We start from the raw sequence: 16184 nt of genomic DNA on the forward strand, positions 1-16184 counted from the left end.
CCTTTCTTACTCTTTCTCCTTCAAACATTGGGGAAATCTCAAATGGGAATTCTGCCATTATATTTCGCCTCCTAAATTAAATTATAATGCGTTAATAAGGTCATCCAGGGCAGCATAGTGGTCTGCCTTACTCAGGTTTCCGAAGGACATGGTTGCGTTCTGGATGTAGTTTCTGTCAATTGATATTGCTTTGACATCTGAAAAGTTCTTTGTTCCGGACAATACCTGGTTGATGTAGTATTTTATGTGTCCTAAAACAATGAGTGTGTCATAGGTTCCGTTTCCATCAAGCCCTGGCCAGTTAGAATCAGTCACATAAAAGCCAAGCTGATGCAGGTTGATGTACTTGGCATTGACATCCTTGTCAACAAAGCCGGGCATAGAGCTTCCAGTAGCTGCAATTGGGATATTTTTTGCTTTTGCAATCTTTACTACCCTGTCCAGAAGCTCCGGGTCAAGGATTTTGGTCCCAACCACGAGAAGTGGCCTCTTTGCTTTTGAGATCAGTTTAGCTGCTATCTCAGGAGTGGTTGTCTTGGCAGTTGTCACTCCATAGCTGGTAAAGAGCTTGGTATTCTTGGTAGTGTCAACCATCTTCAGGCCTCCTTGCAAAGTCTCTTGAGGTTAGTTGGCTGTGCCGAGACGTCGAATTTGATCTTCGGACCGGATATGATTTTCTTCTTCTTCCAGTCAATTTCCCAGCCGTGCTCCTTTTCGAGTCTCCTAAGGAGTTCTTCACGCTTGGCAAGTGGTAGATCGGCTTCGTTTCTGACGAACTTCCACCAGTCTTCGGGTTCTACACCGAGGTACTTCTTGGAAAGCTCCATCCAGTGGGTCAGTTTTATGGACCTGCCCATGCTGTTATCGGACGGACGGATGCAGGCTTTTGCCATCATCGGAATCGCTTCCTGCCAGGTCTCTGCTGTGGTCAGGAGGAATTCGGGTGCTGGTGGGATTGCCATTTCCTGGCCGTTCCTTGCATCGTAAACTTTCCACTTGGACTCATCATAGTTCTTGGCAATCAGGGCTCTCCTGTACTTGGAACCGTGAGGGCCGAGCACTGCCGGAATACCATAGATATTACATCCGGTACCGATTGCAGCTGCCTTCTGCGAGTATCCACCCCAGGCAAGTCCGCAGGCACCTACACGGTTAAGAGTGTAGTCTGCAACTTCTGCCAGGTTTCCTGCCAGAGTTCTCTGGGCAAAGATTCCGGCAACTTTCTCAGCAGCTCCGCTGATGTGTGCATTGGATACACAGGAACCGGTGTTAAGCAGTCCGCCGCCTGCGAATGTACCTGGGTACCTTTCGTAAAGGGTCTTGCCTTCTTCGTCCTTGTACATACCAATGTCCATTGCGGAACAACCGCTTACAGCCAGGAGATAGTTTCTCTTCAGGAACTCTTCGGCGATAAGGTAGACATCTTTTGTACCGGCTGGATAATTCGGGCATCCAATAATTGCAATGATACCAGGGGTAGTTCCCATAACAAGGTTCAGGCCTTCTTTCCTGATTTCTGCATCACTCGCCTGACCTCTGCCGGCTCTGACCCAGCCTTTTTCCTCACTGATAGCCTTCTGTGCAGCCTTCTCAATCACGTTAACGATTGGGATTTCCTTCTTACAGACCTGCTCGCAGCGGCGGCATCCTATACAATTATCATGGATTGCTTCAAGGTATTCGTAGCTTCCCTTGGCTGCATATTCCAGGGCTTCTGGAATGTCGAGCTCTTCGGGACATGCCAGCAGGCATTCTCCGCACTTGGCACATTTGTCTATGTAAACTTTGAATTCTTCATCAGTTGGAATTGCGGTTATGCCTTCTGCGTCACGGATCGGAGCCATTACGTCTGCAAGCTTCGGGACAAGCTCTCCGAGCTTTTCATAATCCAGCATTACGCAACCAGGAATTGCCCCTGATTTGAGCTCTTCGATTGTTGAGTCCACATCTGCAAAAGTGCGGTCAGGCAGACCCATCATGATCTTCTCATTGGAGGCGATCACAGGTATCTTGAGTTTCTGAGCCTCTGGTAGAACATCACCACGGACACACTGTTCGTCAACAACAATGACATCAGGCATTCCGGAGCGTATAACCTTCAGTTCCTTTGCCAGGGAACCTACGATCTTTGCATACGGCTTTCTCTTGTCAGCTTCTTTATACCTTGTCATATCGAATGCTGTACAGCAAAGCCCGGCAATCTCCATCTTATCGGTAAGGTTGTTGTCCTCCATGTAGTCCATAATATAAGTTACACCGGCGACATTGTGTCCGATTGCAACGATGAGCGGCTTGGACTTGTCAATTGCTCCCATACCGATCTCAATGAGTGGGGCTTCAGGGTCAGCTTTCGGGAAGTCGTATGCCGATACCTGAGCAATGTCGGAAACTTCCATACCTACATGGTCCAGGCTTCCACTGAAGAGAGCTTTTGAGTCGTAGTCAATCTCCGCACTTTCCTGACCTGCGTGGATGGTTGCAAGGAGCTGGGTGAGCTCTTCTTCAACATACTCCATTGGAGCTCTGCATTCTCCAAGGGTCTTTGGGCTATACCCCGTACAGATTGTAACGTTTGGAGTCAGGACATTTGATTCTCCAAGATTGAGGGGATAGTCTTCTCCAAAGATGTCTATTACATGTTCAAGCAAGTGGCGCCCGTGAGCAGCGTGACATGCAGTACCTGTAATTACACGAAGGAAGAATTCCCTTCCAGTGTGGCCTGCCAGGTCAATACCACAGGCACCTCTCTTGTTTCCAGAAAGGTCACAGGGTCCATAAGTACAGTAGCAGCATTGGTCACACATGGGGGTCAAGACAGGCTCATAGCGGTTAAGCAGGAGGAAGTTCCAGTCATTCCTGTAAGATGCCATGCCTGCAAGAGGGGTCGGACCCACTGGTCCCAGCTCTTTTTCCTCTTTTGCCTCTTTGGCAACCTCCTTTGCTGCTCCCACAATATTGTTAATAGTGATCTGAACGGATTCCAGATCTTCTATAGAAAAACTCCCGGTAGTTAGTTTGCTCATTTGAGCTTTACCTCCTAAATTTGTTTAAAGTCGACTTCGCCAAGACGATTGCAATTTATAGTATCCGGCATATTCTTAATGATTATTAATTATATTTTCTCTTTGCCGTCTTCTTTAAGTTACAACCGTTTAATAATACTTCTCTGGCAAACGCTTTTGATTGTTTCTTTCAGCTATTAAGCACTTAACCAGCGTTTTTTCAAATAAAATCGTTTTTGTAGGAAATATTTCCTTGCTAAAGTCGTTTTTAGGGCTTAATTTCTCTTCAAATCCTTTTTTACGCCCTCTATCTCAAAAAAAACCGTTTTTGCCAGCGATTTAGACCTTAACCATGATGAGGGGTCGCTATCGATGGATAATAAACACTAATTAAATGTCTTAACGTACCAAATCTATATAACATTTTCTAATTTGTAACATGCTATTTCGACAAGGGTAAAATGGAATACTCACAATTTGCATACTTCTCAAATTTACTCAATCCTTGTATGAAAAAAGTATATCAGTGGCACCTGGTGGCATTTTTCTATCAAAACTCTTTACACTACTGGTGTTTATTTTTCTAGTGCTACTAATTGTTATTAATCTCAAATTTTTCTCACTTTTAAAACAGAAAATTATGTACATATTTGTTACTGTACAATGGTATCATCCTTAAACAAAACTTATCCGTTTCGTGATTATATAATTCAAAAAAATACTTCGAATTTTATAATTATATACTTAATAAATAAATGGAAAATTATTTATAGTCTTAGCATTGTCATGCGGCTTTATAAAGTAAACGCCGTAAACTATTTTTGTGTTTTTCTCAGGAAAAGCATAAATATGATTTTCTCGTTTGAATATTAATAACTATATTTTCCAATTTAAATAATTTTTATTTCAATTAAAATAAGATTGATTCCTTACCGAATAAATCCACTTTTGGATATAATCCATTCTTGAATAGACACCTTACTGATTATAATATAACTTTTCTACAGAGGTTATAATATAACATTTCTACAGAGGTTAAGTTCCTGCTCTCTCATTGGGCTTTAAGCTCTGGACTTATCCATTGAGGGTCTGGGGCGAAAAGAAATTGGTTTATTCAATCTAATGTCTCTCAAAATAGAATTCTATAATTAAAGTGAGCATCTAAACTAGAGTGCCCGGAATTTACAGGCTTTATCTTGAAGTATAAATCATATCATTGAATGCGGCTCCATAGCCTGTTCTTTGAATTAATGCTTTACTTCATAAATTGCAGCATATACATATATTTCAAGTATTGAGTCATATATTTCAACCTTCAAGAATAGGGTTATCCCCAGGCTAGAGGGATTAATGATCACAATACAACTTACCATGTGTAATTCTGTATTGCGAAGGTTATACATTATATACAAATGCTAACAGCGTTATTGTATACTAATATCTGGGAGAATTTCAATTCTCAAATCAATGAAAATGATACTACTGATATCACCTTAAGCCGGGATCATTTTATCTGGGTTGCACATGAGGTGTTCTTATTGCCTCAGATTGACGTAGTTTTATACTATACTAGACCGGAGAGTAATTGGAAATATGTTTGATCTTAATTCATCTTATATCCCCGGAGGTGGAACAGATGGCAGGTAAAGATTCTATTCTGGCAAGCCCGACTATAGTAATCATTATTCTCTGCACGCTTTCATTCTTCGTGGAAATGGTTCCGGGCATAGGTTACTTTTACATAAATGCCTTTCAGTTTGACCCCAGTTCTCTTGTGACAAAGCCGTGGACGCTTATCACATACATGTTTCTTCACACCGGTCCATTGCATCTTTTATTCAATATGCTCGTCCTGTACTTTTTCGGGACTGCACTGGAAACCCGGGTCGGCAACAGGCAGCTTCTGGCGATTTTCTTCACTGCCGGAATTCTGTCGGCAATAGGGTACACTTTTCTAAGCCGGCCAATTTTCAGTATCTCTCCTGGCCCGATGGTTGGAGCAAGCGGCGCGATCTACGGGGTCTTTGCAGCCCTTACAATGCTTGAGCCGGATATCCGTGTCTACGTCTACTTTATCCCTATGAAGCTAAAACATGCCCTTGTGCTTTTTGCTCTCTTCGATTTTCTTATGGTTGGCTCATCGGATATGATAGCCCATACAGCCCACCTTAGCGGTCTCTTTGTCGGCCTTTATATGGGACTTCGTATAAAGAAAATTCAGGAAAACTCTGCAAAATCCAGATACCTGGGCAGGTGGTAAATCTGGAAGGGGATAACCTTCTAGAGGGTACATACTACTATCCGAAACCTGAGCCCGGAGAGAAAATCCCGATCCAGGTTTTAAACTACAGAAGGCTGTTTGCAGCCTGGTCTCCAGAGTTAAAGAAAACTCTATATTTTGAAAAATTGCCTGAGGATGAAAATCTGAAACGGATAAGGGAGATTGTCCTTCTCCAGGTCTATGATTGGCTTGCTGGCAGAGAGGGATTGATAGAGCTTACTGACCTGGAATTTGAGCAATTCATGGAAGTTTATGAGGCTTTTCTGGAGAAACTCGGGGAAATTCAGTACTTAAGGCGTAAAAAAGGACGAAAGACGGAAAACATCTTTGAACTCAAGGAATCTCCGTATGTTATCCGGGAAGTCAAAAAGGGACCCTTTTCCGATAAATTATAATTCTATGAATTATATTCTATGCTTTATAAATCAGTGTTCTTTTTCCTGCAGAAATTTTCTTTCCGTTCTTTTCGCAGGATAAGTCTCCGGTTTTTTAGTACATTCAATTACAGAGGGGCAAAGTTACAAATTTAGATTGCCTTAATATGCAAATGTTTTACTACAGAGAAGCAGATATTAGATATCATCGGATTGTATGCAAATTGCGGTATCAAGATTTAAATCTTAAAGATTCGGAACTTTAAACTCAAAAGCTGATGACTGATGCATGAATTCTGTACCGGCAGATTGGAGGGCTGCTGGAAGTGTAGCTTTCCCCCAGAATTGGTGCTGTATGTTCACATGAAGCAAGTATAAAAAGTGCAGGTTCCGTGAACTGCAAGATCACAGAGGACATTGATAATGAAACCTGTAAAAAGCGGAATTGATTCCATCTCAAAATACCTCCGCTCGAAAAAGGAAGTTGGCAGGCGGAAAATAGGACTTCTAGTGGATGGTCCGAATATTCTCAGAAAAGAATTTGATGTAAATCTCGAGGAGATAAGGGACGTCCTGAAAGACTATGGAAATATCAAAATCGGGCGTGTTTTCCTTAACCAGTACGCGTCTGACAAGCTTGTGGAAGCTATTGAAAATCATGGGCTTGAGCCTATAATTTGTTCCAGCGATGTTGATGTGCGGCTCGCGGTAGAGGGTATGGAGCTTGTATATAACCCTAACATCGATACCCTTGCGATCGTAACCAGGGATGCGGACTTCAAGCCGCTATTGAACAAAGCAAATGAACATGGCAAAGAGACTATTATTTTCGGGGTTGAACCCGGCTTTTCTACAGCGCTCAAGAATTCTGCGGACTATGTCATCCTTATGAAAAAAGACAGAATGAGCAGTTATGATGAGTCTGATGGAATTGCCCCTGGTGAAGGAAAAATTGACGCTGCGGAATATCAGGACAGTATATATGAAGGGGCCGTAGAAAAGACCTATGTGGAGAAGACCTGAATTATACCTGCCCTTTTCTGATATTCCTTTCCCACTTTTTCAAGGATAGTTGACATCTACGCCAAGGATATCTTTTTTTCCGGCAAAAACGTCCCGCGCTATCTCGGCACAGCCTATTGCAGCATGCCACTTTCCGAGACACTGGCACTCCTGCCCCAGGTGTGCACGGATTTTTTTCTGCACATATCCGGATTCGCCTACTGATCCTGCAAGAAAGATCTCTCCGATTGTCTCATAGTCTCTGAGAAGAAGCTGCATTGAGGCGATTTCCATAGCCGCAAACAGTGCAATAGTATCAAGGGCGAGAAGGGCAGGACTTTCTTCTCTTCCGGCTGCACTGAGCAATTCTTCCCTATCTTTATATGGGGTCATCTTCAGAGCTCCTGCTTCTATAAAAGCCTGGTTTGCAGTGCAGTACCCATTATCTACATTCCTGATAGCCTGAAGGTCAAGAGGACCGTGATGGACGCCCGGGGCAAATATGCAGGCGTCAATTGCACCAATTACCTTCCCCTCGGCAACGGCAAGAGTAACAGTATTTGAGCTTATATCAGAGACCACGAAATTCTCATAGCCAAGGCAGAGGATATGGTAAGCAATTCCAAGCTTCTCCGGGCTTGTGAGATGGGAAAATACTTTCATTCTGGGATCCACCTTGCTCTCTGCATGAAGGCCGGGGATAGCTATCGATGGAATTCCCGAGTTCCTGATGGCATCAAAAACTCTTGTGCCTCCACCTGTCTTTTTTCCAGCCCCTTCAATGCTCTTGAGCCCCCTTCCTTCCAGGTTCCTTACATTTTTAATTGCGGAGAAGCCATCTCCCATCGAGTATGTCAGTGCAATCAGGTCAATCGACTCGCGCAGGATTCCAAAATTCTCCTCAACAGAGGTAAGGATTTCGTTTTCGGACATGGCAGCTGCCTCAGCCCTCCCAAGCTCAAAGGTAAGGGTTTTTTCCCTTTCTATCAGAGCAAAACGCATTGCAGTTGTGCCATGATCAATCCCTATAAACGCCAATTACTTCTCTCTCCTTTAACGCCTCAGAGGGCAGTTTTTAAAATTTCATTCAGTTCGTTCATAATCCTGTCTCCCTCTTCGGCGGTCCCAACTGTTGTTACCAGTCTTATTTCCTGGTAACTCCTGCCTTCAGAGAGCAATAGCCTTAGATTCCCTCTCGCATCCGCACGCAGCACCTTTCCAGTCAGACTTCCTCCTGCAATGCCTTTTACGGAAATTACAGACGGGATTAGCTTTTTTATCTCGGGGTGCTGGCTTATCATTTTTACAAGTTTTTTACCAGCCCTTCCCCCTATTACTGTCGTATGGACTCCACCAAGCTTATTTTTTGATGAGTTTTGTGTGTTTTCCTGTAAGTTAATCTTATTTTCCGTCATTATTGTCAAACCGGTAACCTATTCTCCTGGTGACTCTTTTCTTCTCTTATTTATTTCTTTTTATATTTATTATGTCTATCTATTTATCCGGTTAGAAGTTAAAAAAGTCCTTCAGGCTATGATCTCTTAAAGTCCTGCCCTGAAGCCAGATGCCGTAAAAAGAAGCCGTTCCAGAATCTCGAAAACACAATGTGCAGAATTCTGGATCGTTCTATTGTTTTTCCTCTAAAATTACTTTACCTTCCGGAAGATCCGGCTTTTCATTAAAATCAGATTTTTTCAAGCTCTTTCATACCTATGAGCTTGATATTTTCTTCTTCAAGCGTTTTAACCGCTTTTTCAATATCGTTAACCCTTACTATTAAAAGGGCTTTTTGCTCCCTGGTGACAAAAGCATATGCATAATCAATATTGATCTTTGCCCTTCCGAACACTTCCGCAATACGGGACATGCTGCCGGGCACATCCTCCATTTCGATTCCCAGCACGCTAGTTTCAGAAACGGTAAACCCTTCCTTATGGAGTACACGGTGTGCATACTCGGACCTATCCACAACCATGCGGATTATCCCGAAGTCTCCGGATTCAGCAATGGTAAATGCCCTTATATTTATGCCGGCGCTTTTCAGTTTGTCTGCAACGTTTGCAAGTCTGCCAGGCTTATTTTCCGCAAAGAGGGAAATCTGCTTTATGATTTTATCTTCCATTCCAGCACCCATGTCCTTATATTGCTTGTTCTTATTTTCTCTTATTTCCTTATCTAATCTTTTTACCTGAGTATAATATAAGCTTTTATGTATATTTTAAGTTTACATGTGGTTTTCAAACTTATAACCAGTTAATTTATTTGATGTCTGGAAGTTTTATTCTATATCCGGTAATTTTATTTTGCACCCGGTAACTTCATTTTATATCTGGCTCTGAATTGTAAGAAAACTCCGAGATCCCAGAACTAAAAAAGAAAAACCTGCAGAATATACCTTACCTGTCCTGCAGGTTTTTTTCAATTTCCAGGATTTTTCAAATCTTTCGTTTGTCGATAACCTTCTTTGATTTTCCTTCCGAGCGGGGCAGAGAGCCGTGTTCCACGAGCTCCACCTCGACAGCAAGGTTCAGTACGCTCTTCAGGGCACCTGAAATCTTCCTTTTAAGCGCCATCATGTCTGACATCTTGTCGCTGAAAGCCGACTCATGCATTTCAATCTGGACTTTCATGGAATCAAGGGGTCCGATCCTGTCTACAATAATCATGAAATGGTTTCCGACCTCAGGAATCTTCATCAGGACCGATTCCACCTGTCCGGGGAACACATTGATGCCGCGCACAATAATCATATCGTCCGAACGGCCGCTTATGCGTGTAATTCTCGGGTGGGTTCTTCCGCACGGGCAGGGCTCCGAAAGTTTTCTTGTAAGGTCTTTTACCCTGTAGCGGATCAGAGGAAGGGCTTCTTTGGTGAGGGTCGTGATAACAAGTTCTCCGATCTCTCCGTCAGGGACAGGTTCTCCGGTTTCGGGGTTAAGAATCTCAACCAGGAATTTGTCTGCCCAGATATGAATTCCGCACTGAGCTGAACATTCGGTAAAAAGGGGACCGCTCATTTCCGAGGTTCCGTAAATATCATATGCTTTTATTCCGGATTCGGATTCTATTCGCTTCTTGAGTTCCTCGGACCAGGGTTCAGCCCCAAAAAAGCCTATTTTCAACTTCGTTTCGTCCCTGAGGCTGATACCTAATTTTCTTGCAGTCTCGATCATAAAAAGGAAGTACGAAGGCGTGCAGGCTATAGCAGTGACCTCAAGGTCTTTCATCAGTTCAAGCTGACGTTCGGTGTTTCCGGAACTTGTCGGGAGTACGGTTGCACCCAGCTTCTCGCTTCCGTAATGAGCACCAAGTCCACCTGTAAAAAGCCCGTACCCGTAACTTACCTGGAGAATATCATCCTCTCCCATTCCAACAGAAGTAAATCCCCTTGCAAGGGATTCAGCCCATTCATCGATATCATTCTGGGTATACCCTACTACAGTCGGTTTGCCTGTTGTGCCCGATGAGGCATGGAAACGGGTGAGCTCCGTATTCGGGACGCAAAACATACCTGTCGGATAGGTATCTCTGAGATCCTGCTTAACTGTAAAAGGCAACTTCCTGACATCCTCAAGAGTCTGGATGTCTTCCGGCTTAACACCATGTTCATCAAACCTTTTTCTATAGAAAGGGGAGCGCTCATACACATAATGTACAAGTTGTTTCAACTTTTCTTCCTGCAGCTTCTTTAAATCCTCTACAGGCATCATCTCTATCTCAGGATCCCAGTATTCTGGCATTTTTTCACACTCTGTATATCTTATGATTGGGCTCTTTATCCCAGGCCCGATATTTTCAGCTTATTTTTTCGGTTATATATCCCATTTAATGCCTCTTTAAGGCCATGCTTCAGTTCCGGTTCTCTCTTCTATCTTCAATCTAACCTTCTTACTACGGAGTCTCAGATATCCAGCGGATATATACTGCCGGCAAATATAATATGAAGATTAAGCTTGACTAATATGAAGATTAAGCTGGATTCTCATATAAATATTAGCTGTTAAGCTGGAAAAAAATTTCTTAAGTTGACTTGAAAGCTAGTTGCATAAAGAGAAGGATCTGCCGGTAAAATCCGCTGTAGGTTCTAAAATAGTCAGTAAATTTACTCCTGGCCGTGATTATAAAATCAGTAGGTTCCGATACTTTGGGGCAGGGTAGATTTGAAGTATATTATGGAGTACGGGATTTTTGAAGTATATCCTGAAGTATAATTCCTTTACTTTTAAAAATCACTCATCTTCAAGCTCTTCGATCTCATCCTCTAAAGATGTCTCTTTTGACCTTGCTCCAAACGAGACTTCAAGAATCTGCTTTGTCCTTTCCCTGCATTTATCGAGCACTTCTTTCATGTCTGCAACCACGTCGATTCCGGCAGCTCCGGAATGCCCTCCGCCTGTGCCGCTATACTCGTTACTTATATCTTCCATTAGCTGGCCAAGATTAACTCCGGCGTTTACAGCGTCACGTTTCGCTCTTGCACTTATTCTGGCGCTCTCGCCTTTGACTGTGCCAACAAAAGCAACATCAGCTCCAATATTAATTAGCATGGAGGATGCCGAGCCTCCAAAAGAGCTAACATGGGAAGATGCGATCAACATATCCTGTACTCTATCAAGTTCGACGCGGCTGGCAGCTTTCAGGATAGCTATCCGCATGGAAATGTCCTGCGGGGTAGCAGCCATAAGGTCTAGCACTTCCCCGTACTCAACGCCACTATCCTCAATTATTTTTGCCACTGTCCGGAACGTATCTGCAGATGCATGTTTGAAATGTCCTGTATCAGTTACAATTCCTGTGAGCATCCCGATACCCACCCGCCGATTAATCGGTGCGCCCATTGCTTTCAAAATATTGTAAACTATTTCTACGGTAGAGGTACTGTTCCTGTGCAGATAAAATTCAGCTTTTTCTGTCAGAGCTGTGGTTGTATGGTGATCGATCACACAATATCTCGTAAGCTCCAGATCATTTAATTGGGCTTTTGTCGAAGTATCAACCACAACAACAAAACCGTAATCAGCAGGATTGGGCTTGTCCACGACTTCAATCCCGAGTCTTTCTATAAGCACAGACGCTACACGATTACAGCCGTCCACAAGTCCTACAGTACCCCCGATCGCTTCTGAAAGGGCAAAAGCACTGCTAATCGCGTCCGGATCTGCATTCCGGTGGCACAAATACAAAATGTTTCGATAGTCAAGGAGCCGGTTGAAAAACTCCGCTTCATCAACTTCCATTGTCTACTCTGGCTATCGTTTTTAGAGGCATTGATCTCCCGGATTCAAGAATTTCGGGAAATCGGCATGATTTCTGTATGAATTTACCAAAGCCATACTTTTATTTCCTATTCCATATGAGGGAATAAAAAATAAAATTATTCTGCTCTGGTGCCCAATGCCTGCTGGATCTGCTCCTGAAGCTGTTTAAATCGAGAAGTCAGCCTTTCTTCCTGCCTGGTTATGGACTGAAGCCTGAGTGAGAGCGTTTCTTCCCTATCTTTCAGTTTTGTTATAGACTCCCCTTTGCTCGTTTTTATTACCAGCTCCCCTACGTTGCGATAAACTATTGCATCGTCAGCGAGCCTTTCCAGTTCTTCAAGAGCCATCTTGGACTCTTTTTGCATAGCTTCAATCTGTGATTTTTGCATGGACAGAGCCTGTATCTGCTGCTGTATCTGCTGAAGCTGTGCAATCTGGTTCTGAACTTGAGGGGGTAATTCTGCACTCATTTGATTTTCACCTGAGTCCTCAATAAACCTGAAGGGATTTTAATGTTTCTGTCCTTCCAGCTTTCGAAAAATCCTCTTTCGGCACTTGAAATCAATCTGGAACTCGCCTGCCGGAAACTCAGGTAACATAATCTTAATAGATAGATAGTATAATAATCATTAATCTGGATTGGAAACGGCTTAATTAATCCCAAAATGACTTAATTAGCCCTGATTCCGAAACTTGATAAAATTTCCCTGGCAAGAGGTAATATATAAAAGATCAGTTATCAAAAAATGATTGTAAAAACTAATTTAAAAAATCGTTTATCAAAACTGACTTAACAAAAAAACGTTTAACAAAAGATCGTTTAACATATGATAATCATAGATGGATAATTATAATTATCTTCATTAAATTACAATTAGTCTCATTAAGATTAATTTAAACTCTGAACGACTAATATGCAGGAGACCTTCGAAAATGGAAGAAAGCGAAAACCTTACAGAAATAAAATCTCTACTTGAAAAATTTACAAATGCTCACGGAATTTCAGGTTTTGAGCATGATATCCGAGAACTGCTTAAAAAGGAGCTTGAACCTTATGTTGATACTGTACGGAGAGACTGCATGGGAAATCTCATAGCTGTCAAAGAAGGAGAAGGCCCTTCTATAATGCTGGCTGCCCATATGGACGAAATAGGGCTTATGGTCAGGTACATTGATGATAATGGCTTCCTAAGGTTTGTCGGGATTGGGGGATGGTTTGACCAGACCCTTCTTAACCAGAGAGTTGTAGTTCACGGCAAAAATGGTTCGATACCCGGAGTTATCGGGTCCAAGCCTCCTCATGTAATGAAAGATGAGGACAGGAAAAAGCCTGTGAAGCTGGATGATATGTTCATCGATATAGGTGCAAAAGACAGGGAGGATGCTGAAAACCTGGGAATTGAGATAGGTACGACAGCGTCACTAGACCGGGAGTTTGTATCCCTGGCAAACGGAAAGGTAACTTCAAAGGCATTTGACGACCGTGCAGGCCTGGTAATCCTTATTGAAGTCATGAAACGGCTTTCCAAACATAAAATCAAAGCGAATCTCTTTGCCGTAGGTACCGTCCAGGAAGAGGTGGGGCTGAAGGGTGCAAAAACCTGTGCTTTTGGGGTTTGTCCGAACATTGCGCTTGCCCTTGATACGACTATTCCTGGAGACCATCCCGGCATTACTAAAATCGACTCTTCCCTTGAACTCGGGAAGGGACCTGTAATTACCGTAGCCGATGCATCCGGTAGAGGGCTTTTAGTTCATCCGCAGATTCTTAAGTGGCTTAAAGAGACTGCCGCTGAAAATAAGATTCCTTACCAGCTTGGAGTTGGGTCCGGGGGCACAACCGATGCAACCTCAATACACCTCACAAAAGAAGGTATTCCTACGGGTACGGTCAGCATAGCCACCCGCTACATCCATTCCCCGGTTGAGGTTCTGGATACGGCAGACATTGAAGCTTGCGTTTCTTTAATCGTAAAAGCAGTGGAAAACGTGGGCAGATATTTTTAAAGCCGACTTCCGCTTCGGGATCACAGAAAATCTTCATTTTCTGGGAATTGCGATGTAGTCGTAGCAGCACGAGATCCTTTTCGCTTCGCTAAAAAGGGCAAAATTCTAAAGTTGCAGCATTTATACCAGAATAGCGCTTTAGCAGAGCTGCAGCTCTGCAGTGCGCTATCTTTTTTGTTTTCTGATCCTATTCATTACGATTTGAAAGCCGATTAATACATCTTTAATAATATAATAAAAATGTACTTATTGCGGTCTTCTTGAAAGCAGTTTATCCTTTTATTAATGAGAACTTTAACTCGATTGATTATTAAGAATGTAGTATTATAATGAAGTAATTTTGAGTTTTGGGATGAGCCTACACTCTATATTATGTTAATTGTTAACTGGAAACTAAAAATACTATGGTCTACTATTGAAGAAGAGTTTTCAGAGCGCCACGGCAAAACCTGGAGATCTTTCTGAAAAAGCCGGGTTCCTGAGAAAAATATATGTAATTTGTATAATAAAATAAAGTTGCAAAATTGGACATAATATTATAATATAATAAGTATCTTATTTTGATATTATCTCCGAATTACTGAAGAAGTCTAATAAACCTATATTAATAGAACAAAGACTGAGGGATTGTATTATTCGAAAACATCCGCTTTCTGGACACTACTTTGAGAGACGGTGAACAAACACCTGGCGTTGCCCTGACGAAGGACAAGAAGCTTTTAATTGCCCGGGCCCTTGATGAGATGGGAGTCTCGGTAATTGAGGCCGGTTCTGCAATCACTTCCGAAGGTGAAAGGGAATCTATCAGGGCTGTTGCAAACGCAGGACTTGATGCCGAAATTTGCAGCTACTGCAGGATCGTAAAGTCCGACGTTGACCATGCTCTGGAGTGTGACGTTGACTCTATCCACCTTGTATCACCTGTTTCGGACCTTCATATCCGAACGAAAATTAAAAAGGACCGGGACGCGGTACGGCAGATCGCAGCTGAAGTAACTGAGTATGCCAAGGACCACGGCCTGATAGTGGAACTGAGCGGAGAAGATGCCTCGCGCGCAGATCCTGAATTCCTGAAGGCTATCTATGCCGATGGAATAGCTGCAGGCGCTGACAGGTTATGCTTCTGCGATACTGTAGGACTTCTGGTACCTGAAAAAACTACCGAGCTTTTCCGGGACCTGTCTTCCTCTCTGAAAGCCCCTATAAGCATTCACTGCCACAACGATTTCGGGTTAGCAACTGCAAACACGGTTGCTGCGCTTGCGGCAGGGGCAAAACAGGCCCATGTAACCATAAACGGGTTAGGAGAAAGAGCCGGAAATGCATCTCTGGAAGAAGTAGTCATGAGTTTAGAATGGCTATATAAATATGATACAGGTATCAAACATGAGATGATCTACCGGATTTCAAGGCTTGTAAGCCGGCTTACAGGCATTCCGGTATCCCCCAATAAGGCTCTTGTAGGCGGGAATGCATTCACTCACGAAGCAGGCATCCATGTTCACGGCCTTCTGGCCGATAAGGCAACCTATGAACCTATGAGTCCCGAGTATATCGGAAGACAGCGGCAGATCGTACTTGGAAAACATGCAGGTCGGAGTTCGATATCCCTTGCCTTAAAGGAAATGGGGCTTGAAGCCGATGATGCCCAGACCGAGGAGATTTTCAACAGGGTCAAGCAGATGGGAGACCAGGGAAAGCATGTAACTGATGCTGACCTGCAGACTATTGCGGAAACCGTACTTGATATCTATAAAGAACCCCTCGTAAAGCTGGAAGAGTTTACCATTGTATCCGGAAACCGGGTGACTCCAACGGCATCGATAAAACTTAACGTAAAAGATAAGGCTATAGTACAGGCAGGAATCGGAAACGGGCCTGTGGACGCTGTAATCAATGCCATCCGGAGAGCTGTAAGTTCCTGTGCGGAAGATATCATTCTCGAAGAATATCACGTAGACTCGATTACTGGCGGAACCGATGCCCTTGTTGAAGTAAGGGTAAAACTTTCCAAGGACGGAAAGGTAGTTACTGCAAGTGGAGCCAGAACCGACATTATTATGGCTTCCGTGGAAGCCGTAATGAATGGAATGAACCGTCTTATCCGGGTCGAGTGATTCCAGAAGGATGAATCTTAAAAATTTCTCAGGAGGACTTTTCTGTCCTCTCTCTTTTTCCTGCTGTAGAAATTTTGAAATAAGATACCTCTGTCATTTCTGGAGTCAGGAAAAACCCTTATCCATATATAACATGATCGATT

Annotated in this window: 13 protein-coding genes; 5 read left to right on the plus strand and 8 right to left on the minus strand. The window is 43.1% G+C overall.

The annotated features are described in order from the left end of the window. Positions 1–81 precede the first annotated feature (81 nt). Together cdhB and cdhA are read right to left on the minus strand one after the other, a co-directional pair. Complete coding sequence (gene cdhB / locus EQO05_RS09345) at positions 82–594, minus strand: CO dehydrogenase/acetyl-CoA synthase complex subunit epsilon (protein ID WP_128505889.1); 513 nt, start codon at positions 592–594, stop codon at positions 82–84. Between the two features lie 2 nt (positions 595–596). Continuing rightward, complete coding sequence (gene cdhA, locus EQO05_RS09350) at positions 597–3023, minus strand: CO dehydrogenase/acetyl-CoA synthase complex subunit alpha (RefSeq protein ID WP_128505891.1); 2427 nt, start codon at positions 3021–3023, stop codon at positions 597–599. A gap of 1615 nt (positions 3024–4638) precedes the next feature. Here cdhA and EQO05_RS09355 point away from each other — a divergent pair. The 3 genes from EQO05_RS09355 (at position 4639) to EQO05_RS09365 (ending at position 6680) form a co-directional block, all read left to right on the plus strand. Next, complete coding sequence (locus EQO05_RS09355; protein WP_128505893.1) at positions 4639–5262, plus strand: rhomboid family intramembrane serine protease; 624 nt, start codon at positions 4639–4641, stop codon at positions 5260–5262. After that, a complete protein-coding gene (locus EQO05_RS09360) occupies positions 5256–5678 on the plus strand; it encodes a hypothetical protein (RefSeq protein ID WP_128505895.1) in 423 nt (140 codons plus the stop codon). The genes EQO05_RS09355 and EQO05_RS09360 overlap by 7 nt, the downstream gene beginning before the upstream one ends. A gap of 402 nt (positions 5679–6080) precedes the next feature. Continuing rightward, complete coding sequence (locus EQO05_RS09365) at positions 6081–6680, plus strand: TIGR00288 family NYN domain-containing protein (protein WP_128505897.1); 600 nt, start codon at positions 6081–6083, stop codon at positions 6678–6680. 39 nt (positions 6681–6719) lie between these two features. On the opposite strand, the gene EQO05_RS09370 is transcribed toward EQO05_RS09365, so the two are convergent. From EQO05_RS09370 to EQO05_RS09395, 6 genes are all read right to left on the minus strand, one after another. Next, positions 6720–7697, minus strand: coding sequence for a methanogenesis marker 12 protein (locus EQO05_RS09370; RefSeq protein ID WP_128505899.1), 978 nt, complete (start codon positions 7695–7697; stop codon positions 6720–6722). A gap of 23 nt (positions 7698–7720) precedes the next feature. After that, positions 7721–8074, minus strand: a complete 354-nt coding sequence (locus EQO05_RS09375) for a DUF2103 domain-containing protein (protein WP_128506060.1) — start codon at positions 8072–8074, stop codon at positions 7721–7723. Between the two features lie 269 nt (positions 8075–8343). Beyond that, a complete protein-coding gene (locus EQO05_RS09380; RefSeq protein ID WP_128505901.1) occupies positions 8344–8781 on the minus strand; it encodes an ACT domain-containing protein in 438 nt (145 codons plus the stop codon). Positions 8782–9094: 313 nt separating this feature from the next. Then, positions 9095–10399, minus strand: coding sequence for a phenylacetate--CoA ligase family protein (locus EQO05_RS09385; RefSeq protein WP_128505903.1), 1305 nt, complete (start codon positions 10397–10399; stop codon positions 9095–9097). Between the two features lie 489 nt (positions 10400–10888). Beyond that, positions 10889–11896 (minus strand): bifunctional oligoribonuclease/PAP phosphatase NrnA, encoded by a 1008-nt coding sequence (locus tag EQO05_RS09390; RefSeq protein ID WP_128505904.1) that lies wholly within the window; start codon positions 11894–11896, stop codon positions 10889–10891. A 137-nt stretch (positions 11897–12033) separates the two neighbouring features. Next, a complete protein-coding gene (locus EQO05_RS09395; RefSeq protein WP_128505905.1) occupies positions 12034–12387 on the minus strand; it encodes a prefoldin subunit beta in 354 nt (117 codons plus the stop codon). 463 nt (positions 12388–12850) lie between these two features. Between EQO05_RS09395 and EQO05_RS09400 the strand changes: the two genes are divergently transcribed. Together EQO05_RS09400 and EQO05_RS09405 are read left to right on the plus strand one after the other, a co-directional pair. Continuing rightward, positions 12851–13924 carry a M42 family metallopeptidase gene (locus tag EQO05_RS09400; RefSeq protein WP_128505906.1) on the plus strand — a complete coding sequence of 358 codons (1074 nt, stop codon included), beginning with the start codon at positions 12851–12853 and terminating at the stop codon, positions 13922–13924. 626 nt (positions 13925–14550) lie between these two features. Further along, positions 14551–16041, plus strand: coding sequence for a (R)-citramalate synthase (locus EQO05_RS09405; protein ID WP_205793771.1), 1491 nt, complete (start codon positions 14551–14553; stop codon positions 16039–16041). Positions 16042–16184 lie beyond the last annotated feature (143 nt).

It is taken from the genome of Methanosarcina sp. MSH10X1 (genome assembly GCF_004099695.1).
Classification (GTDB): domain Archaea; phylum Halobacteriota; class Methanosarcinia; order Methanosarcinales; family Methanosarcinaceae; genus Methanosarcina.